This window comes from Citrobacter sp. CK189 (genome assembly GCF_030333505.1).
GTDB classification, from domain to species: domain Bacteria; phylum Pseudomonadota; class Gammaproteobacteria; order Enterobacterales; family Enterobacteriaceae; genus Citrobacter_B; species Citrobacter_B koseri.
This window is the reverse complement of the sequence record NZ_JAOWFV010000038.1, coordinates 825,139-845,000: the sequence shown is the minus strand read 5'-3', so window position 1 is coordinate 845,000 and position 19,862 is coordinate 825,139. Positions and strand designations below refer to the sequence as shown.

The window sequence follows — 19,862 nt, the reverse complement described above, 5'->3', positions numbered from 1 at the left end:
TCGCCGCTGCGAGTGACAACGACATGCTCAATCGGCATGATATACATTTGGTTTTAGATGTCAGCAAGGAATTGCCATGTCCCTGTTTCACTTAATCGCCCCATCGGGTTACTGCATCAATCAGCAAGCGGCTTTACGCGGCGTACAACGGCTGATCGAATCTGGCCACCAGGTGGATAACGCCGCCGTCATTGGCCGCCGTGACCAGCGTTTTGCCGGTTCAGACGCCGAGCGTCTGGCGGATGTTAACGGCCTCGCCCGCCTGACGACGCCCGATACCATTGTGATGCCGGTTCGCGGCGGTTACGGCGCCAGTCGTCTGCTGGAGAGCATTGACTGGCTGGCGCTCATCGCACGGCAGCAGGCGAACCCGCTGCTGATCTGCGGCCACAGCGATTTTACGGTGATTCAGTCCGCCCTGCTGGCGCTGGGCAAGGTGATAACGTTTAGCGGCCCCATGCTGGCGGCGAATTTCGGCGCGGAGGAGATGAACACCTTCACCGAGCGCCATTTCTGGCGGGCCTTGTGCAACGCGCAGTTCACGGTGGAGTGGCAAGGTAACGGCCCGACATGTGAAACGGAAGGCACGCTGTGGGGCGGCAATCTGGCCATGCTGGTCTCCCTTATCGGCACCCCGTGGATGCCCGCCATTGAAAATGGCGTACTGGTGCTGGAGGATATTAACGAGCATCCTTTCCGCGTTGAGCGAATGCTTCTGCAACTGTATCACGCGGGGATTCTGGCCCGGCAGAACGCGCTGATATTGGGCAGTTTCAGCGGTAGCGCGCCGAATGATTACGATGCCGGTTACGATCTTGACGCGGTTTACACGTTTCTGCGTTCCCGTCTCTCCATCCCCGTCGTGACCGGTCTGGATTTTGGTCATGAGCAACGCACCGTTACGCTGCCGCTCGGCGCCCACGCGGTGCTAAAGAATGGCGAAAATGGCAGCCAACTCACACTCTCCGGCCATCCTGTCCTCAAATCATAAAAAAAGCCGTCGCCTGGGCTAAGTAAAACGCTGTTTCTGTCGTTATTATGTTAGGGTTTATTATTAGAAACAGCGTAATTCAGGAGTAACATAACGTTGGATGCCGCAGCCATTATTAGTCTTTTCATTTTGGGTTCAGTCCTCGTAACCTGTAGTATTTTATTAAGTTCATTCTCATCTCGTCTTGGCATCCCTATTCTGGTTATCTTTCTCGCGATTGGCATGCTCGCGGGTGTTGATGGCGTTGGCGGTATCCCGTTTGATAATTATCCTTTCGCGTACATGGTGAGTAACCTCGCGCTGGCAATTATTCTGCTGGATGGCGGGATGCGTACCCAGGCCAGCTCCTTTCGCGTCGCCCTGGGCCCGGCGCTCTCGCTCGCGACGGTAGGGGTACTGATTACCTCCGGTCTCACCGGCATGATGGCCGCCTGGCTCTTTCATTTGAATCTCATTGAAGGGCTGCTGATTGGCGCCATTGTCGGTTCAACGGATGCGGCTGCCGTTTTTTCTCTGCTGGGTGGTAAAGGGCTTAACGAACGCGTCGGTTCGACGCTGGAAATCGAATCCGGGAGTAACGACCCGATGGCGGTTTTCCTGACCATCACGCTGATAGAGATGATTCAGAAACATGAGACCGGCCTGAGCTGGCTCTTCGTGCTCGATATCATCCAGCAGTTTGGACTGGGGATCATGCTGGGGTTAGGCGGCGGATATCTGCTTCAGCAAATGATTAACCGGATTGCCTTGCCCACCGGGTTATATCCGCTGCTGGCGCTGAGCGGGGGAATTCTCGTTTTCGCCGTAACCACCGCGCTGGAAGGCAGCGGCATTCTGGCCGTTTACCTGTGTGGATTCCTGCTGGGCAACCGCCCTATCCGCAACCGGTTTGGCATCCTGCAAAACTTTGACGGTCTGGCCTGGCTGGCGCAAATCGCCATGTTCCTCGTGCTGGGACTGCTCGTTACGCCATCCGATCTGCTGCCTATCGCCGTTCCGGCGCTGGTGCTGTCGGTCTGGATGATTCTGGTGGCTCGCCCGCTCTCCGTTTTCGCGGGCCTGCTGCCGTTTCGGGGCTTTAATCTGCGTGAGCGGATCTTCATCAGTTGGGTAGGGCTGCGTGGCGCCGTGCCTATCATCCTGGCGGTTTTCCCGATGATGGCCGGGCTGGAGAATGCCCGACTGTTTTTTAATGTCGCATTCTTTGTGGTGCTGATATCGCTGCTGTTCCAGGGAACGTCCCTGACCTGGGCGGCCAAAAAAGCCAAAGTGGTGGTGCCTCCCGTCGGCTGGCCGGTTTCGCGTATCGGGCTGGATATTCACCCGGAAAACCCCTGGGAGCAGTTTGTCTACCAGTTGAGTGAAGATAAGTGGTGCGTCGGCGCCGCACTGCGCGATCTGCACATGCCGCAGGAGACCCGCATCGCCGCCCTGTTTCGCGACAACGTGCTGTTCCATCCGACCGGAAGCACCCGTTTACGCGAAGGCGACGTTCTGTGCGTTATTGGACGTGAGCGCGACCTTCCGGCGCTGGGCAAACTGTTCAGCCAGTCGCCGCCGGTCGCGCTGGATCAGCGTTTTTTCGGCGATTTTATTCTCGAAGCCAATGCGAAATTTGCTGACGTCGCCCTGATTTACGGTCTGGACGAGGGAACGGAATATCGCGATAAACAGCAGACGCTGGGGGAAATCGTGCAGCAGTTGCTGGGCGCTGCGCCGGTTGTGGGCGACCAGGTGGAGTTTGCCGGCATGATCTGGACGGTCGCAGAGAAAGAAGACAACGCCGTGCGTAAGGTCGGGGTTCGCGTCGCGGGGGATGAAATGGAATAATGGAGACGCTGCCGGATGGCGGCGTTGACACGCCTTATCCGGCCTACACTCTGTCTTCTGTAGGCCGGATAAGCACTGGCGCCATCCTACGGCGCCACAAAAAAGTTACGCCGTCACAACCGGAACACGCGGCGCCAGCGCGCACATCAGTTCATACCCCACCGTTCCCGCCGCAGAGGCGACATCATCAATCTTGATCTCTTTCCCCCACAGTTCCACAGACGTACCGATACCCGCCTGCGGACACGGCGTCAGATCCACCGCCAGCATATCCATCGACACGGTGCCAACCGTTCCGGTACGCACACCGTCCACCAGCACTGGCGTGCCGTTTGGCGCATGACGGGGATAACCATCCGCGTAGCCCGCCGCCACAATCCCGATGCGCTGCTCCTGAGTCGCGGTATAGCGTCCGCCATACCCAACCCGATCGTCCGCTTTCAGCGTCTGTACGCCAATAATCTGGCTGCTCAGGGTCATAACCGGTTTCAGCCCGGTATTGGCGATATCCCGCCACTGTCCTGACGGCGATGCGCCATACAGAATAATTCCGGGTCGCACCCAGTCAAAATGGGCTTCAGGATGCCACAGCGTAGCCGCTGAATTCGACAGCGAGCGACGGCATTCAAGCCCTTCCGTCGCATGGGCGATTTTCGTCATCGCCTGGTCGATCCCTTCCGGGTGCTCAGCATCGGCAAAATGCGACATTAACGTCATTTCGCCCACATTCGGCAGCGCCCGCAGTTGCTGCCAGACGGTCTGTACCCGCTCGGGTAAAAAACCCAGCCGGTTCATGCCGCTATTCACTTTGAGATAAACATCCAGCGGCGCGTTCAGGCGCGCGTTTTGCAACACTTTGAGCTGCCAGTTGCTGTGTATGCAGGTTGTCAGACGGTATGTGTCATATATGGCCAGCTCGTCGGCATGGAAGAACCCTTCCAGCATTAAGATCGGCCCTTTCCATCCCCGCTCTCGCAGCGTAATCGCCTCTTCGAGATTGAGCATGGCAAAGCCGTCGGTCGCCCCCAACGCCGTCCAGATACGCTCGATACCATGTCCGTAGGCATTGGCTTTCACCACCGACCAGACGCGAGCGTCCGGGGCGGCCTGGCGCACAATGCCAAGATTTTGTTTCATCGCCTGCAGGTCAAGGCTGGCCAGTATAGGGCGGGTCATCTCGCTTCCTTATTAGTTATGCGCGCCATGAAGATGCTGGGGTCGTGACGGCGTAAAGCCAGGGCTGTACCGCGCGACGCTCAGGTCGTCATAAGGAATAGCAGGTGTACGACCTGAAAGAATATCGCTCAGTAATTGCCCTGAACCGCAGGCCATTGTCCAGCCCAGCGTCCCATGCCCGGTGTTCAGCCACAGGTTTTTGAAGCGCGTCCGTCCGATCACCGGCGTACCATCCGGGGTCATTGGCCGCAGCCCGGTCCAGAACGTGGCTTGTTCCACATGCCCTCCGCGCGGGAAGAGATCGCGTACGACCATCTCCAGCGTTTCACGACGCGGTTGTAATAATTCAGTGTTAAAGCCAACAATTTCCGCCATTCCCCCCACGCGAATACGCTTATCAAAACGGGTAATGGCAATTTTGTAGGTTTCATCAAGGATAGTCGAAACTGGCGCGCCATCGTCCTGTGCGACCGGAATCGTCAGCGAATAACCTTTAAGCGGATAGACCGGAATATCGACGATCCCTTTGAGCATCGCCGTCGAGTAAGAGCCAAACGCCATCACGTAAGCATCGGCTTTGATGATGTCATCCCCGCACTTCACGCCGTAAATTTGTTCACCTTCGTACAGCAGTTTTTCCACCGGCGTGTTGAAGCGAAACGTCACGCCCGCCTGTTCCGCCATCTGCGCCAGGCGTTGAGTGAACAGCTGGCAATCTCCGGTTTCATCATTAGGCAAACGCAGGCCGCCGGTCAGTTTGTGCGCCACTTCCGCCAGCGCAGGTTCAACCTCCGCCAGGCGGCTGGATTCCAGTAGCTGATACGGTACGCCAGCATCTTCCAGAACGGCGATATCGCGGGTGGCGTTCTCATACTGTTGCGCGGTACGGAATAACTGCAATGTTCCGCCTTGACGCCCTTCATACTGAATGCCGGTTGAGGCACGCAGCGCTTTCAGGCAATCACGGCTGTACTCCGCCAGACGCACCATGCGCCCTTTGTTCTCCATGTAATGGCGGGTGTCGCAGTTACGCAACATTTGCCACATCCACTTCAACTGAAACTGCGTCCCGTCCAGGCGAACAGCCAGCGGCGCATGGCGCTGGAACATCCACTTGATGGCCTTCAGCGGCACACCCGGCGCCGCCCACGGCGCGGCATAGCCCGGAGAAATTTGTCCGGCGTTCGCCGCGCTGGTTTCCAGCGCCGGGCCAGGTTCACGATCGATGACGGTGACGTCATGCCCAGCCTGACACAGATACCAGGCGCTGGTTACGCCAACGACGCCACTTCCCAGTATGACAACTCGCATAGCCACTCCGTTAACAGTAAAAGAACAATCTTCTAATTACATCTTGATAACTCAGTTGAAAATATTATTCAACATATGGCTTTTTTATGGTGACGCACCTCACATCTGCCTCTGTTGTCAGGGATCTCTCTGCTTTGGCATCTCCTGCTGTGCGTCATTTTTATCCAGCATAAAATATCGCAGCCATGCCAGTTTCTGGCGTGCCGGCGCTGCGAAATCGCAAAGAAAAATTTTCTTCATCAGCACGTTTTTTAACACGGTGTTCTATGCTTGAAATGAGGTGCTCCAGACAGAGAGTGCCGCCAACAATGAGGGTGCGCGAATGGCTACGATTGATTCCATGAACAAGGACAGCACACGTTTGAGCGATGGACCCGACTGGACGTTTGATCTGCTGGATGTCTATCTGGCGGAGATTGACCGCGTCGCGAAACTCTACAAACTGGATACCTATCCGCACCAAATCGAGGTGATCACCTCTGAGCAGATGATGGATGCCTATTCCAGCGTCGGGATGCCGATCAACTATCCTCACTGGTCGTTTGGCAAAAAATTCATTGAAACCGAGCGCCTGTATAAGCACGGTCAGCAAGGGCTGGCCTATGAAATCGTCATTAACTCCAACCCGTGTATCGCTTATCTGATGGAAGAGAACACCATTACTATGCAGGCGCTGGTGATGGCGCACGCGTGCTATGGGCATAACTCTTTCTTCAAGAATAACTACCTGTTCCGCAGCTGGACTGATGCCAGTTCGATTGTCGATTACCTGATCTTTGCCCGTAATTACATTACCGAATGCGAAGAACGCTATGGCGTGGACGAAGTTGAAAAGCTGCTGGATTCCTGCCATGCGCTGATGAACTATGGCGTCGATCGCTACAAACGCCCGCAAAAAATTTCGTTGCAGGAGGAGAAAGCCCGGCAGAAAAGTCGCGAAGAGTATCTGCAAAGCCAGGTGAATATGCTGTGGCGTACTCTGCCGAAGAAAGAGGAAGAGAAAGCCGTCGCCGAAACGCGGCGTTACCCGTCTGAACCGCAGGAAAACCTGCTCTACTTTATGGAAAAGAACGCGCCGTTGCTGGAGTCATGGCAGCGCGAGATCCTGCGCATCGTGCGCAAGGTCAGCCAGTATTTCTATCCGCAAAAACAGACGCAGGTGATGAACGAAGGCTGGGCGACGTTCTGGCACTACACCATCCTGAATCATCTTTACGATGAAGGTAAAGTGACCGAGCGCTTTATGCTGGAGTTTTTACACAGCCACACCAATGTGGTGTTCCAGCCGCCGTACAACAGCCCGTGGTATAGCGGAATTAACCCTTATGCGCTTGGCTTCGCGATGTTCCAGGACATCAAACGCATTTGCCAGTCGCCAACGGAAGAAGACAAATACTGGTTCCCGGATATCGCCGGTTCAGACTGGCTGGAAACCCTGCATTTCGCGATGCGTGATTTTAAAGACGAGAGCTTTATCAGCCAGTTCCTGTCGCCGAAAGTGATGCGTGATTTCCGTTTCTTTACCGTGCTGGACGACGACCGGCACAACTATCTGGAAATTTCGGCCATTCACAATGAGGAAGGTTATCGCGAGATCCGTAATCGGCTTTCGTCACAGTACAACCTGAGCAATCTGGAGCCGAATATTCAGATCTGGAATGTGGATTTACGCGGCGATCGCTCTTTGACGCTACGCTATATTCCTCACAACCGCGCGCCGCTGGACAAGGGACGTAAAGAGGTGCTGAAACATGTGCATCGCCTGTGGGGGTTTGATGTCATGCTGGAGCAGCAGAATGAGGATGGCAGCGTTGAGCTGCTGGAGCGGTGTCCGCCGAGAATGAACAGCCTGTAGTTTAATTGCCGGATGGCGGTGTAAACACCTTATCCGGCCTACAAACAGCACATCACCGTAGGCCGGATAAGCAAAGCGCCATCCGGCGCAAACAAACAGCACATCACCGTAGGCCGGATAAGCGAAGCGCCATCCGGCGCAAACAATCAGCACAACCGCCGTAGGCCGGATAAGCAAAGCGCCATCCGGCGCAAACAATCAGCACACCACCGCAGACCGGATAAGCGAAGCGCCATCCGGCACAAACAAACAGCACATCACCGCAGGCCGGATAAGCGAAGCGCCATCCGGCGCGAACAAACAGCACACCACCGTAGGCCGGATAAGCGAAGCGCCATCCGGCGTATAACGATTAGCGGCCCTGAATGGCCAAATCGCCTGGCAAATTCTTCTGCATACGATGCCAAATCTCACCGCTGTCATGACCGTAACGGCGTACCGTTTCGTACACCTGGTCATGCGCGCCCTGTTCGCAAAGCGATGACAGCTTATGGTAGAAACCGAGCGCCAGGCTCCGGGCTTCCGGGTTGGCGAAATAGTGACGACCAATGCGGGTATACAGCCCTTTCATCCCGTTCAGGATCAGACCGTAAATCGGATTACCGGAGGCAAACGCCAGACCGCGGAAAATGTTGTAATCCAGCTCCGCGAACGCATCGGCGTAGTCGGCCACTTCATTCGCCGTCGCCAGTACCTCCTGCGCCTTATCAGGATGCTGACGAAACGCGGTGCGGATAAAAATCGTGGAGATATTGGTTCGCACCGACAGCAGATTATCAATCAGTTGCGGCACGCTTTCATGATCAAGACGCGCGAGCGTTTCAAGAATATTCAGCCCGGACGTTTCCCAGAAATTGTTCACCTTTGTCGGTTTGCCGTGTTGAATCGTCAACCAGCCGTCTCGCGCCAGGCGCTGCAATACTTCGCGTAACGTGGTGCGCGTCACTCCGATAAGTTCGGAGAGTTCACGTTCGGCAGGCAAAATAGTGCCAGGTGGGAAGCGGTTATTCCAGATACTTTCAATGATGTACTCTTCCGCGAAACCCGCCGGGCTCTGCGCCTTAATGACCATAGTGAGATTTCCATTACACAGCAAAACATAGTTACACTCATCATACCAGACGGGTTTCATGGCTGATAGCGGACAGGATGAAGAAAAAGGGGATCAAGGCTTCATTTTCTGGATAACGCCGCGCCATCACGTTAAGGACTTGCCTGCTTTTACCCTGACCGCTAAGCTTTGCGCCTAAACATAAAAACATGATTCTCACATTTACAGGTAAGGGAAACTGCCATGGAGCTCTCCTGGGGTCGCGCATTCTGGCGCAACTTTCTGGGCCAGTCGCCTGACTGGTATAAACTTGCATTAATCGCTTTTTTAATTGCTAATCCACTGATTTTCTTCATCAACCCATTTGTAGCGGGCTGGCTGCTGGTCGCTGAATTTATTTTCACGCTGGCGATGGCGCTGAAGTGTTATCCCCTGCTGCCAGGCGGATTACTGGCGATTGAAGCGGTCATCATTGGGATGACCAGCGCAGCGCATGTGCGCGAAGAGGTTGCCGCCAACCTCGAAGTGCTGCTGCTGCTGATGTTCATGGTCGCAGGCATCTACTTTATGAAGCAGTTGCTGCTGTTCATTTTTACCCGCCTGCTGCTTAGCATTCGTTCCAAGATGCTGCTGTCGCTCGCATTTTGTATGGCTGCCGCCTTCCTGTCCGCTTTCCTTGATGCCCTGACCGTTGTCGCGGTGGTCATCAGCGTCGCGGTCGGCTTTTATGGCATTTATCATCGCGTCGCCTCTGCGCGCGGCGAAGAGAACGATCTCCAGGATGACGACCACCTCGACCAGAACAGTAAAGCGGTGCTGGAACAGTTTCGCGGTTTCTTGCGCAGCCTGATGATGCATGCGGGCGTAGGCACCGCGCTGGGCGGCGTCATGACGATGGTCGGTGAACCGCAGAACCTGATTATCGCCAAAGCGGCGGGCTGGCATTTCGGCGATTTCTTCCTGCGCATGTCGCCGGTGACGGTTCCGGTGCTAATTTGCGGGCTGCTCACCTGCGTGCTGGTCGAGAAGCTCCGCTGGTTTGGCTATGGTGAAACGCTGCCGGAGAAAGTGCGTCATATTTTGCAGGAGTTCGACGATCAAAGCCGTCAACGTCGTACACGCCAGGACAAACTCAATCTGTTTGTACAGGCGATTATCGGCGTCTGGCTGGTGACGGCGCTGGCGCTGCATCTGGCGGAAGTGGGCTTAATTGGCCTGTCGGTCATTATTCTGGCCACGTCACTCACCGGCGTCACCGATGAACACGCGATTGGCAAAGCATTTACTGAGTCCTTGCCGTTTACCGCGCTGTTGACGGTTTTCTTCTCCATCGTGGCGGTCATTATCGATCAGCATCTTTTCGCCCCGATCATCCAGTTCGTTTTACAGGCTTCCGAACATGCGCAGTTAACGCTGTTCTACCTCTTCAATGGCCTGCTGTCGTCCATTTCCGATAACGTGTTCGTCGGGACGATTTACATCAATGAGGCCAAAGCGGCTATGGAAAGCGGCGCAATCAGCATGAAACAGTACGAACTGCTGGCGGTAGCGATCAACACCGGCACCAATTTGCCGTCCGTAGCGACGCCAAACGGCCAGGCGGCATTTTTGTTCCTGCTCACCTCTGCGCTGGCGCCGCTGATTCGTCTCTCTTATGGCCGTATGGTCTGGATGGCGTTGCCATACACGCTGGTGCTCACCCTCGTTGGTTTACTCTGCGTCGAGTTTACCCTCACCCCCATCACGGAGTGGATGACGCAATCTGGCTGGTTAGCTACATTCTCATAACATCAAACCGGGCAAATCACTGCCCGGTTTGACTTTTTGCATGATAATTATCCGATTATACTTTATTTCATTTCCCACTACTGGCGCATAAATTGAATTGGTTTACACTGCGGTGTCTACGCATGTTGCAGGGAAATAATTATGTTGCGATTTTTAAACCAGTGCTCACGGGGTCGGGGCGCGTGGTTACTGATGGCGTTAACTGCCTTTGCGCTCGAAATGGTAGCGCTGTGGTTCCAGCACGTCATGCTGCTCAAACCTTGCGTGCTATGTATTTACGAACGTAGCGCGTTATTCGGCGTGATGGGCGCGGGTCTGGTTGGCGCTGTCGCCCCTAAAACGCCGCTGCGTTATGTGGCGATAGCGATCTGGATTTACAGCGCCTGGCGCGGGTTGCAGTTGGCTTATGAACACACGATGATCCAGCTTCATCCTTCGCCGTTCATGACCTGTGATTTTGCTGCGCGCTTCCCGACGTGGCTGCCGCTGGATAAATGGCTGCCGCAGGTCTTCCTGGCTTCCGGCGACTGCGCCGAGCGTCAGTGGTCGTTTTTAACCCTGGAGATGCCGCAGTGGCTGTTGGGGATTTTTGCGGCGTATCTGGCGATCGCGATCCTGGTGTTGATTGCTCAACCGTTTAAGCCGAAAAGACGCGATCTCTTTAGTCGATAACAGAACGCTCCTTCGGGAGCGTTTTTTTCGCCTGACGGCGTTGCTTCCGGGCATCTATAAGATGTATATTAAATACATCTTATAGATGCCCCCACAAGGAGACGCCTTATGTCCCATTTACGCATCCCGGCAAACTGGAAAGTTAAACGTTCCACTCCCTTCTTCACCAAAGAGAATGTGCCAGCCGCACTGCTCTCCCACCATAACACCGCTGCGGGTGTCTTTGGGCAACTCTGCGTGATGGAAGGCACGGTCACTTACTACGGTTTCGCTAACGAAGATGCCAAAGAACCAGAACTCAAAGTGGTCATTAACGCCGGTCAGTTTGCGACCAGCCCGCCGCAATACTGGCACCGCATCGAATTAAGCGACGATGCGCAATTCAATATCAATTTCTGGGTTGAAGACGACAACCACGGCGATGAAATGTATCAGGCGAAAAAAGCGTAATTAACGCTTGCTGAACAATGGGCGGTTCAGTCCGCCCATGAAGGTTTGTTTAAGATGTGATCCTGCCAGTCCCGCACTTCAGATTCTTTCACCGCAATATGGCGCACGGAAATACGCTCGCCGTGCATCGCCGCTTTCGACCCGGTCAACAACGGATGCCAGCCCGGCAGCCCCTTTCCTTCCGCTAACAAGCGATAGGCGCAGGTCATCGGCAACCATTCAAAGGTAGGCAGATTATCGCGGGTGAGTTTAATGCAGTCTGGCTCGTACTCGAACCGACGTTCATAGTTACGACACTGGCAGGTTTTGATATTCAACTGACGACACGCCACGTTGGTGAAATAGATTTCGTCGGTGTCTTCATCCATCAGTTTGTGCAGGCAACACTGGCCGCATCCATCACACAACGACTCCCACTCGGCATCGGTCATGTCATCCAGGGTTTTACTTTGCCAGAAAGGTATGTCGCTCATCAGGGTATCCGCCATTGCTGTAAAGCTGCACCTTATAACCAGTCTGGCACGCTGATGCAAGTTTTGCCGCCCGAAAAGGCGGCAAGCAGAGATTACAGGACGCGCGTCGTCAGCGTTTGACCGTTAAAACTGACTTCCAGCTCGTCGCCGCTTTGCAACGGGCCGACGCCTTCCGGTGTGCCGGTCAGGATCACGTCTCCCGCCTTGAGCGTGAAGAAACGGCTCATGTAGGCGACGAGCGGTACGATGTGGTGGATCATCTCCGCCGTCGAGCCTTGCTGACGGATTTCGCCGTTCACTTTCAACCCGAGCGCGGTATTTTGCGGATCGCCATGAAACTCCGAAACCGGAATAAAACCTGACAGCGGGCAGGAATTATCAAACCCTTTTGCTTTTTCCCAGGGCTGACCGGCTTTTTTCATTTTGCCCTGAATATCCCGCAGCGTCAGATCGAGCGCCACGCCATAACCGGCAATCGCCTTGCGGACATGGTCTTCCGTCGCCTGGCGCAGAGTCGAGCCAATCAATATCGCCAGTTCGACTTCATGGTGAACGGCGCCCATGTCCGTCGGAATCGCCAGCGGCTGGCGCAGATCGCACAGCGCCGTTTCCGGTTTAATAAAAAGAACGGGTTCATCCGGCGTTGCGCTACCCATCTCCTTAATATGCTTTGCGTAGTTACTGCCTACACAAACCACTTTACTTACCGGGTAATCAAGCAGAGCACCTTGCCAGTTGTGATGTTGATACATTATTTTCCCCTAACGTAATCGTGGATTTCAGGAACTGCATCGGCAGGGCATTCGCGTTGCCGGATACAGTTTAACTTTTAGCGTCTGGTTTATTTTCGCCCGGCGCAGAAAGATGTTGTTTGAGTAAATCTTCCGGCGGTGGCGGCAGTTGTAAATAATACCCCTGGTCGGTTAACGCTTGTTTTACTTTCTCCAGGTCGGCATTCACTAATTTCTTACGCCCATCCAACGGCAGAATCATTGCCAGCGTTGGCTGCCCGAATCCCTTCATCAGATCTTCAGGAACCCGTGAGAAATCGTCTTTTTTTTCGACGTATAAATAGGTCTGGTCGCGTTTGCTACTTCGATAGATCACACAAAACATACTTTTACTCTGAATTAACGGGATGGTGACTTGCCTCAATATAATACTGACTATAACATGCCTTCTAGTCTTCGGAATATCGCCCCGCATTGGGGATGATAAATAGCAAATTGAGTAAGGCCAGGATGTCAAACACGCCAATCGAGCTTAAAGGCAGTAGCTTCACCTTATCAGTGGTTCATTTGCACGAAGCTGAACCCAAGGTTATTCGTCAGGCGTTGGAAGACAAAATCGCTCAGGCACCTGCTTTTTTAAAACATGCTCCCGTGGTCATTAACGTCAGCGGCCTTGAAAGTCCAGTAAACTGGCCTGCGCTGCAAGAGGTGGTGACGTCTACCGGTCTGCGTATTATCGGCGTTAGCGGCTGCAAAGACGCGGCGCTAAAAGCGGAAATTGACGAGATGGGTCTTCCTTTACTGACTGAAGGTAAAGAGAAAGTCGCTCGTTCCGCCCCGGTCGAAGCCCCGGCACCGAGCGCGCCGTCACAAAATGTTACCCCCATCACAAAAACGCGATTAATTGACGTACCGGTTCGTTCCGGTCAGCGCATTTATGCTCCACAATGTGATCTAATTGTTACAAGTCACGTCAGCGCTGGCGCAGAGTTAATCGCAGACGGCAATATCCACGTTTATGGCATGATGCGGGGTCGCGCGCTGGCAGGCGCCAGCGGCGATCGGGAAGCGCAAATTTTTTGTACCCATCTGACGGCAGAACTGGTGTCTATCGCAGGTGTTTATTGGCTGAGTGATAAAATCCCGGCAGAATTTTATGGCAAAGCGGCGCGTCTGCGGTTAGCAGATAACGCTTTGGCAGTTCAACCGTTGAATTGATCCCTTTTTAACAAGGAATTTCTATGGCACGCATTATTGTAGTTACTTCGGGTAAAGGGGGCGTTGGCAAGACCACCTCCAGCGCGGCCATCGCTACTGGTTTGGCCCAGAAGGGAAAGAAAACTGTCGTTATCGATTTCGATATCGGTCTGCGTAACCTCGACCTGATCATGGGATGTGAGCGTCGTGTCGTTTACGATTTCGTGAACGTGATTCAGGGCGATGCGACGCTAAACCAGGCGTTAATCAAAGATAAGCGCACTGAGAATCTCTTTATTCTTCCGGCATCGCAAACCCGCGATAAAGACGCGCTGACCCGTGAGGGCGTAGCAAAAGTTCTCGATGACCTGAAGACAATGGATTTCGACTTTATCGTCTGCGACTCTCCGGCGGGCATTGAAACCGGCGCGCTGATGGCGCTCTATTTTGCCGATGAAGCGATTATCACCACTAACCCGGAAGTCTCCTCAGTACGTGACTCTGACCGTATTCTGGGCATTCTGGCGTCAAAATCTCGTCGTGCTGAAAACGGCGAAGACCCGATTAAAGAGCATCTGCTGCTGACGCGTTACAACCCAGGCCGCGTTAACAGAGGCGATATGCTCAGTATGGAAGACGTGCTGGAAATCCTGCGCATCAAACTCGTGGGGGTTATCCCGGAAGATCAGTCAGTCCTGCGCGCATCCAACCAGGGAGAGCCGGTTATTCTCGACATCACTGCTGATGCGGGTAAAGCCTATGCAGATACCGTAGAACGTCTGTTGGGAGAAGAACGTCCTTTCCGCTTCATTGAAGAAGAGAAGAAAGGTTTCCTCAAACGCCTGTTCGGAGGATAAGTTATGGCATTACTGGATTTTTTTCTCTCGCGGAAAAAGAGTACAGCCAACATCGCTAAAGAGCGACTGCAAATCATTGTTGCGGAGCGCCGTCGCAGCGACGCCGAGCCGCATTATTTACCGCAGTTGAGAAAAGATATTCTCGAAGTCATCTGCAAGTATGTGCAAATTGATCCAGAAATGGTCACCGTACAGCTTGAGCAAAAAGACGGCGATATTTCAATTCTCGAGCTTAACGTGACATTACCGGAAGCCGAAGAGTCCAGATAATCTCTTTTCGGATAACGCAACGCGATAAAAAGGCAGAGTATTCTGCCTTTTATTTGCTGCTGTGCCATAAACAATAACGCGGCGGCGCTTATTCCAGGCTGAACTTCGGGTAACGCTCCTGAAAATAGCGGCGCAGAAATTCAACCGTAATGCGAATTTTTGCCGACGAGGAAAGACGGGAAGCGGAGACAGCCCAGATATTGGCAGGCTGATAATATTCCGGCAGAACCTGCACCAGATGACCGCTGGCAATGTTATCGCAGACATCCCACCACGACCGCAACGCAATGCCCTGCCCGTCCAGACACCATTGATGCACAATCTCACCGTGGTTGGAGGACAGTGACCCTGTCACTTTAATCGAATATTCCCGTTCTTTTGTGCGTAACTGCCAGATTCCAAAGGGATGGTCACGCTCTTTAATCACCAGACACGGAAAGGCTGCCAGATCGCTGAGCTGCTTCGGCGTGCCGTGCTGCGCCAGAAACGCCGGCGATGCGCATAAAATACGGTAATTGGTTCCAAGCTTATGCGCGATTAAATTAGAGGCAATCTCATCACCAATACGAATATCAAGATCGACCCCTTCATTCACCAGATCCACCAGCCGGTCCTCAACGTCGAACCGCAACTCCAGCTGTGGATACTGCTTCGCCAGCGCCGACAGCGCGGGCGCAACAATCCGCCGACCGAAGCCAAAACTGCTGATAATACGCAGCATACCTTGTGGGACTTGCCGCACGTCAGACAGCTCATCCATCATCTGATCCACATCCTGCAAAATGCGCTGCGCCCATTCGTAAATACGCTCGCCCTCTTCCGTGATCGTCACCCGCCGGGTCGTTCGGTGGAGCAGCACCACGTTCAGCGTCTGCTCCAGCAACGCCACCCGTTTGCTGATAAACGCCGGCGAAACGCCCAGCTCTTCCGCAACCGCGCTAAAACCCGCACGCCGGGCAACCCGCATAAAGACGCGTAAATCATTCAGGAGAGGCAGATTATTCATGATCTGTGTTTTATGTTTCACCAGTTGGAAGGATTAACTCTCAATCAGTCAATTATAGGATAAGGGGTAAGTCAATTTTGACTACTGATAAGTGAGAGCTGGTATGAAGAAAACCTGTCGTATTGCCGCTATTCCCGGAGACGGTATTGGTAAAGAAGTCCTGCCTGAAGGTATTCGCGTATTGCAGACCGCCGCCGAACGCTGGGATCTCTCGCTCAGCTTTGAGCCGATTGAGTGGGCCAGCTGCGAATATTATGCACATCACGGTACGATGATGCCTGACGACTGGCATGCGCAGCTAAAATCGTTTGATGCGATCTATTTCGGCGCCGTCGGCTGGCCGGATACCGTCCCGGACCATGTTTCATTGTGGGGATCGCTGCTGAAATTCCGCCGCGAATTTGACCAGTACGTTAACCTGCGTCCGGTACGTCTGTTTCCCGGCGTTCCCTGCCCGCTGGCCGGAAAAAAAGCGGGAGATATTGATTTCTACGTCGTGCGCGAGAACACCGAAGGGGAATACTCCTCGCTGGGCGGGCGCGTTAATGCCGGAACCGAGCACGAAGTGGTGATTCAGGAGTCGGTATTTACCCGGCGCGGAGTGGATCGCATTCTGCGCTACGCCTTTGAGCTGGCGCAAAGCCGACCGCGCAAAACGCTGACGTCCGCCACCAAATCCAACGGCCTGGCCATCAGTATGCCTTTCTGGGATGAACGCGTTGAAGCCATGGCGCAGCACTACCCGGAGATTCGTTGGGATAAGCAGCATATCGACATTCTGTGCGCCCGCTTTGTCATGCAGCCGGAGCGCTTTGACGTGGTTGTCGCCTCAAATCTGTTTGGCGATATTCTGTCCGATCTTGGCCCGGCCTGTACCGGCACCATCGGCATTGCGCCTTCCGCAAACCTGAACCCGGAACGCACATTCCCGTCGCTGTTTGAACCGGTACACGGCTCTGCGCCGGATATATACGGCAAGAATATCGCCAACCCTGTTGCCACCATCTGGGCGGGCGCCATGATGCTGGATTTCCTCGGCAATGGCGATACGCGCTACCGGGAGGCACATGACGGTATTCTCGCGGCCATTGAGCAAGTTATCGCCGACGGCCCGAAAACACCGGATCTGAAAGGCACCGCCTCCACCCGGCAGATGGCGGAGGCGATCTGTCAGGCGCTGCGCTAATGATGGAGCGGCCGGGTAGCGGCCATCATCCGTATTACAGCGGATATTCCTGCAACAGATTCCGCAGTTTTTCCGCCATCAGTTCCGCACGCCAGCCGGAGATAAGTTCCGGCTGCGTGGCCTGCGGTTTTAACTTCCAGTGCCAGTTAAGCAACTGGTTGATTTGCCGACGCGACGCCAGCAATTCCGCACTGACGTTGTGCCTCGCGCTAACGTCCGCCACCAGCGCTTTGATGGCTTTAAACGCCTTGCGATAGCCTGGCATATCCATCAGGTTCAGCAAGGGTTCCGGCAGCGTCTCTTCCGGCAGCGTCTGCGCCTTCTCCACTAACGCGATCAGCGTCTTACCGTGAAAACGAATTTCGCTGCCAGAAAGCCCCAGGCTGTCCAGTTCGCCCAGACTCCCCGGCATATAGCGCGCCACCGCCCACAGGTGCTCTTCGCGCACCACAAAGTTGACCGCCAGATCGCGCTCACGCGCCTTGCGCAGTCGCCAGTCGGCCAACAGTTGCAGGCAGGCCAGTTGACGGGTACGCAACTGCCAGGCATTGGTAATGTCACGCCAGGCCTCTTCCGGCGCCAGAATTTCCTGACGACGCTGCTGCATCAGACGGCACTCATCCAGCGCCGCAGGCAGCCAGCCGGATGCTTCGGTTTCGACCATCAGTTTTTTGGTGATCGGTAACAAATACCAGACGTCCGCCGCCGCATACTCGCACTGGCGTTCGGTTAACGGTCTTGCCAGCCAGTCGGTACGGGACTCGCTTTTATCCAGCGCGACGCCCGTAAACTCCTCGACCATCGCGGCAAAACCCCAGGACAAGGGGCGGCCACAAAATGCGGCAAGGATCTGCGTGTCGATCAGCGGTTGCGGTAGCTCCCCGAAGGTGTTGAGAAAAACCTCCAGATCTTCGCTGCCCGCATGCAAAAATTTGGTTATCGCGGTATCACGCAACACGGCGCGCAGAGGCGACCAGTCGGTAATGCCGTGAGGATCAATCAGGGCGACATGCTCGCCATCAAACAGCTGGATAAGCCCAAGTTGCGGGTAATAGGTACGCGTACGGACAAACTCCGTATCAAGGGCAATCGCCGGAAATGCCCGAACCGCTTCACATAACGTCGCCAGCGCGTCGTCCGTAGTGATCATTTGGTAATTCAAATCATATTCTCTTTAGTTTGCGCCAAAAAAAACGCCGGCTTAACCGGCGTCTGGCGACTTGCTTAAAGCTCAGGCTTTATTGTCTACTTTGCCACGCGCTTCGTCACGTAATTCTCGTCGTAAAATTTTTCCGACGTTCGATTTAGGCAGTTCGTCGCGAAACTCCACCAGCTTCGGCACTTTATACCCCGTCAACTGGCGACGACAGAAGGTAATCAATGCCTCGTCGGTCAACGCCGGGTCTTTCTTCACGACAAAGATTTTCACGCTTTCACCGCTGCTGCCCGAAGGCACGCCGACTGCCGCCACTTCCTGAACGCCAGGATGCTGCATCACCACGTCTTCAATTTCATTAGGATAGACGTTAAAGCCGGAAACCAGAATCATATCTTTTTTGCGATCGACGATGCGCAGGAACCCTTCGTCATCAATCACCGCGATATCCCCCGTGTAAAGCCAGCCGTCTTTGACGATTTCATCCGTCGCGTCCGGGCGCTGCCAGTATCCCAGCATCACCTGCGGCCCCTTCACGCACAGCTCGCCAGGCTCGCCTGTCGGCACCTCATTGCCCTCGTCATCCACCAGTTTTACATCGGTAGAGGGAACGGGCAACCCGATACTGCCGCTGTGATAATCGATATCATGCGGGTTCACGCTGACCAACGGCGCGCACTCGGTCAGACCGTAGCCTTCAAGCAAATATTGTCCGGTCAGTTTCACCCAACGTTCTGCAACCGCATGCTGTACCGGCATACCGCCGCCAGCAGAAAGGTGCAACGTAGAGAAGTCCAGTTGCTGGAATTCTTTGTTGTTCAGCAAGGCGTTAAACAGGGTGTTAACGCCGGTCATCGCGGTAAACGGATATTTCGCCAGCTCTTTCACCATGCCCGGAATGTCGCGCGGGTTAGTGATGAGCAGGTTTTGCCCGCCCAGTTCAATAAACAGCAGGCAGTTCATGGTCAACGCGAAAATGTGATACAGCGGCAGCGCCGTCACCACCAGCTCTTTCCCCTCATGCAGCAACGGCCCGTAGGTGCCTTTTACCTGCTCCAGGTTTGCCAGCATGTTGCGGTGCGTCAGCATCGCGCCTTTCGCTACGCCGGTTGTACCACCCGTGTATTGCAGGAACGCCAGATCTTCGGTGACCAGCTCAGGCTTCACGTACTGCATCCGATAACCTGCGTGTAGCGCGCGGCGAAAAGAGATCGCATCCGGCAGGTGATATTTCGGCACCAGACGCTTAATGTATTTCACGACAAAGTTAACCAGCGTACCTTTCGCGGTAGAAAGCTGGTCGCCCATACGCGTCAGAATTACGTGCTGTACGGACGTTTTATCGACCACTTTTTCCAGCGTGTGGGCAAAGTTAGAGACGATCACGATAGCCGCCGCTCCGCTGTCATTGAGCTGATGCTCAAGCTCACGCGGCGTATACAGCGGGTTGACATTCACGACGATCATCCCGGCGCGCAAAATACCAAACAGCGCGACCGGGTATTGCAGCAGATTCGGCATCATTAGCGCGACGCGGTCGCCTTTTTTGAGGCCCAGCCCTTCCTGCAAATAGGCCGCGAATGCCCGGCTGCGCTCTTCCAGTTTGCGGAAGGTCATCACCTCCCCCATATTGACGAACGCAGGCTGGTCGGCGTAACGCACGACGGCATGTTCAAATAATTCAACCAGGGATTGATAACGGTCAGGATTGATCTCCGCCGGGACATCAGCGGGATATCGGTTAAGCCAAACCTTCTTCAAAGCATCACCTCTAAAATGAGTGTTCGTCGTCATCGCAACCCCAGTTAATAAACAAGTCGTTAACATAATATTAACTCAGCGTACCAGTTTATTAATCACTC

20 protein-coding genes are annotated in these 19,862 nt (G+C 54.4%); 10 read left to right on the top strand and 10 right to left on the bottom strand.

The window, feature by feature from the left end; translation table 11 throughout:
• Positions 1-76: 76 nt before the first annotated feature.
• Positions 77-991, top strand: coding sequence for a muramoyltetrapeptide carboxypeptidase (gene ldcA / locus OGV83_RS13985; protein WP_286463824.1), 915 nt, complete (start codon positions 77-79; stop codon positions 989-991).
• 96 nt (positions 992-1,087) lie between these two features.
• Positions 1,088-2,821 (top strand): potassium/proton antiporter, encoded by a 1,734-nt coding sequence (locus OGV83_RS13980; protein ID WP_047463283.1) that lies wholly within the window; start codon positions 1,088-1,090, stop codon positions 2,819-2,821.
• Positions 2,822-2,926: 105 nt separating this feature from the next.
• Here OGV83_RS13980 and dadX read toward each other — a convergent pair whose 3' ends face one another.
• Entirely contained in the window at positions 2,927-3,997 is a 1,071-nt protein-coding gene (gene dadX / locus OGV83_RS13975; RefSeq protein WP_286463823.1) for a catabolic alanine racemase DadX, read from the bottom strand.
• A gap of 12 nt (positions 3,998-4,009) precedes the next feature.
• On the bottom strand, positions 4,010-5,308 hold the full coding sequence (locus OGV83_RS13970) for a D-amino acid dehydrogenase (RefSeq protein WP_114847804.1): 1,299 nt from the start codon (positions 5,306-5,308) through the stop codon (positions 4,010-4,012).
• 322 nt (positions 5,309-5,630) lie between these two features.
• Here OGV83_RS13970 and OGV83_RS13965 point away from each other — a divergent pair, with 322 nt between their 5' ends.
• The gene (locus tag OGV83_RS13965) at positions 5,631-7,163 is read left to right on the top strand and encodes a SpoVR family protein (RefSeq protein WP_024130273.1); all 1,533 of its coding nucleotides are present in this window, start codon (positions 5,631-5,633) and stop codon (positions 7,161-7,163) included.
• 103 nt (positions 7,164-7,266) lie between these two features.
• Here OGV83_RS13965 and OGV83_RS13960 read toward each other — a convergent pair whose 3' ends face one another.
• Together OGV83_RS13960 and fadR are read right to left on the bottom strand one after the other, a co-directional pair.
• Positions 7,267-7,470, bottom strand: a complete 204-nt coding sequence (locus tag OGV83_RS13960; protein WP_275155663.1) for a hypothetical protein — start codon at positions 7,468-7,470, stop codon at positions 7,267-7,269.
• Positions 7,471-7,515: 45 nt separating this feature from the next.
• Positions 7,516-8,235, bottom strand: coding sequence for a fatty acid metabolism transcriptional regulator FadR (fadR, locus tag OGV83_RS13955; protein WP_024130272.1), 720 nt, complete (start codon positions 8,233-8,235; stop codon positions 7,516-7,518).
• 222 nt (positions 8,236-8,457) lie between these two features.
• Here fadR and nhaB point away from each other — a divergent pair, with 222 nt between their 5' ends.
• The 3 genes from nhaB (at position 8,458) to OGV83_RS13940 (ending at position 11,124) form a co-directional block, all read left to right on the top strand.
• Positions 8,458-10,002: a Na(+)/H(+) antiporter NhaB gene (gene nhaB, locus OGV83_RS13950; protein WP_114847803.1), complete on the top strand. Its 1,545-nt coding sequence runs from the start codon at positions 8,458-8,460 to the stop codon at positions 10,000-10,002.
• A gap of 141 nt (positions 10,003-10,143) precedes the next feature.
• Positions 10,144-10,674 carry a disulfide bond formation protein DsbB gene (dsbB, locus tag OGV83_RS13945; RefSeq protein WP_024130271.1) on the top strand — a complete coding sequence of 177 codons (531 nt, stop codon included), beginning with the start codon at positions 10,144-10,146 and terminating at the stop codon, positions 10,672-10,674.
• 108 nt (positions 10,675-10,782) lie between these two features.
• A complete protein-coding gene (locus OGV83_RS13940) occupies positions 10,783-11,124 on the top strand; it encodes a TehB family protein (protein WP_115625611.1) in 342 nt (113 codons plus the stop codon).
• 26 nt (positions 11,125-11,150) lie between these two features.
• Here OGV83_RS13940 and ycgN read toward each other — a convergent pair whose 3' ends face one another.
• The 3 genes from ycgN to OGV83_RS13925 all read right to left on the bottom strand — a co-directional run bounded on the left by ycgN (position 11,151) and on the right by OGV83_RS13925 (position 12,713).
• On the bottom strand, positions 11,151-11,597 hold the full coding sequence (ycgN, locus tag OGV83_RS13935) for a cysteine cluster protein YcgN (RefSeq protein WP_047464034.1): 447 nt from the start codon (positions 11,595-11,597) through the stop codon (positions 11,151-11,153).
• Positions 11,598-11,689: 92 nt separating this feature from the next.
• Positions 11,690-12,349: a fumarylacetoacetate hydrolase family protein gene (locus OGV83_RS13930; RefSeq protein ID WP_049008376.1), complete on the bottom strand. Its 660-nt coding sequence runs from the start codon at positions 12,347-12,349 to the stop codon at positions 11,690-11,692.
• A gap of 70 nt (positions 12,350-12,419) precedes the next feature.
• Positions 12,420-12,713 carry a YcgL domain-containing protein gene (locus OGV83_RS13925; RefSeq protein ID WP_024130270.1) on the bottom strand — a complete coding sequence of 98 codons (294 nt, stop codon included), beginning with the start codon at positions 12,711-12,713 and terminating at the stop codon, positions 12,420-12,422.
• A 125-nt stretch (positions 12,714-12,838) separates the two neighbouring features.
• On the opposite strand from OGV83_RS13925, the gene minC reads away from it, so the two are divergent.
• Genes minC through minE form a run of 3 tightly spaced genes read left to right on the top strand, consistent with a single transcriptional unit; the run spans position 12,839 to position 14,652 of the window.
• Positions 12,839-13,546, top strand: coding sequence for a septum site-determining protein MinC (minC, locus tag OGV83_RS13920; protein ID WP_153257653.1), 708 nt, complete (start codon positions 12,839-12,841; stop codon positions 13,544-13,546).
• Between the two features lie 23 nt (positions 13,547-13,569).
• On the top strand, positions 13,570-14,382 hold the full coding sequence (gene minD / locus OGV83_RS13915; protein WP_047463261.1) for a septum site-determining protein MinD: 813 nt from the start codon (positions 13,570-13,572) through the stop codon (positions 14,380-14,382).
• A 3-nt stretch (positions 14,383-14,385) separates the two neighbouring features.
• A complete protein-coding gene (gene minE, locus OGV83_RS13910; RefSeq protein WP_003859937.1) occupies positions 14,386-14,652 on the top strand; it encodes a cell division topological specificity factor MinE in 267 nt (88 codons plus the stop codon).
• Positions 14,653-14,740: 88 nt separating this feature from the next.
• Here minE and OGV83_RS13905 read toward each other — a convergent pair whose 3' ends face one another.
• On the bottom strand, positions 14,741-15,658 hold the full coding sequence (locus tag OGV83_RS13905) for a LysR substrate-binding domain-containing protein (RefSeq protein ID WP_049008374.1): 918 nt from the start codon (positions 15,656-15,658) through the stop codon (positions 14,741-14,743).
• Positions 15,659-15,761: 103 nt separating this feature from the next.
• Between OGV83_RS13905 and OGV83_RS13900 the strand changes: the two genes are divergently transcribed.
• On the top strand, positions 15,762-16,844 hold the full coding sequence (locus OGV83_RS13900) for a tartrate dehydrogenase (RefSeq protein WP_275155661.1): 1,083 nt from the start codon (positions 15,762-15,764) through the stop codon (positions 16,842-16,844).
• Positions 16,845-16,878: 34 nt separating this feature from the next.
• Here OGV83_RS13900 and rnd read toward each other — a convergent pair whose 3' ends face one another.
• The gene (gene rnd / locus OGV83_RS13895) at positions 16,879-18,006 is read right to left on the bottom strand and encodes a ribonuclease D (RefSeq protein ID WP_286463819.1); all 1,128 of its coding nucleotides are present in this window, start codon (positions 18,004-18,006) and stop codon (positions 16,879-16,881) included.
• Between the two features lie 69 nt (positions 18,007-18,075).
• Positions 18,076-19,761, bottom strand: a complete 1,686-nt coding sequence (gene fadD, locus OGV83_RS13890) for a long-chain-fatty-acid--CoA ligase FadD (RefSeq protein WP_080750364.1) — start codon at positions 19,759-19,761, stop codon at positions 18,076-18,078.
• Positions 19,762-19,862: the final 101 nt, after the last annotated feature.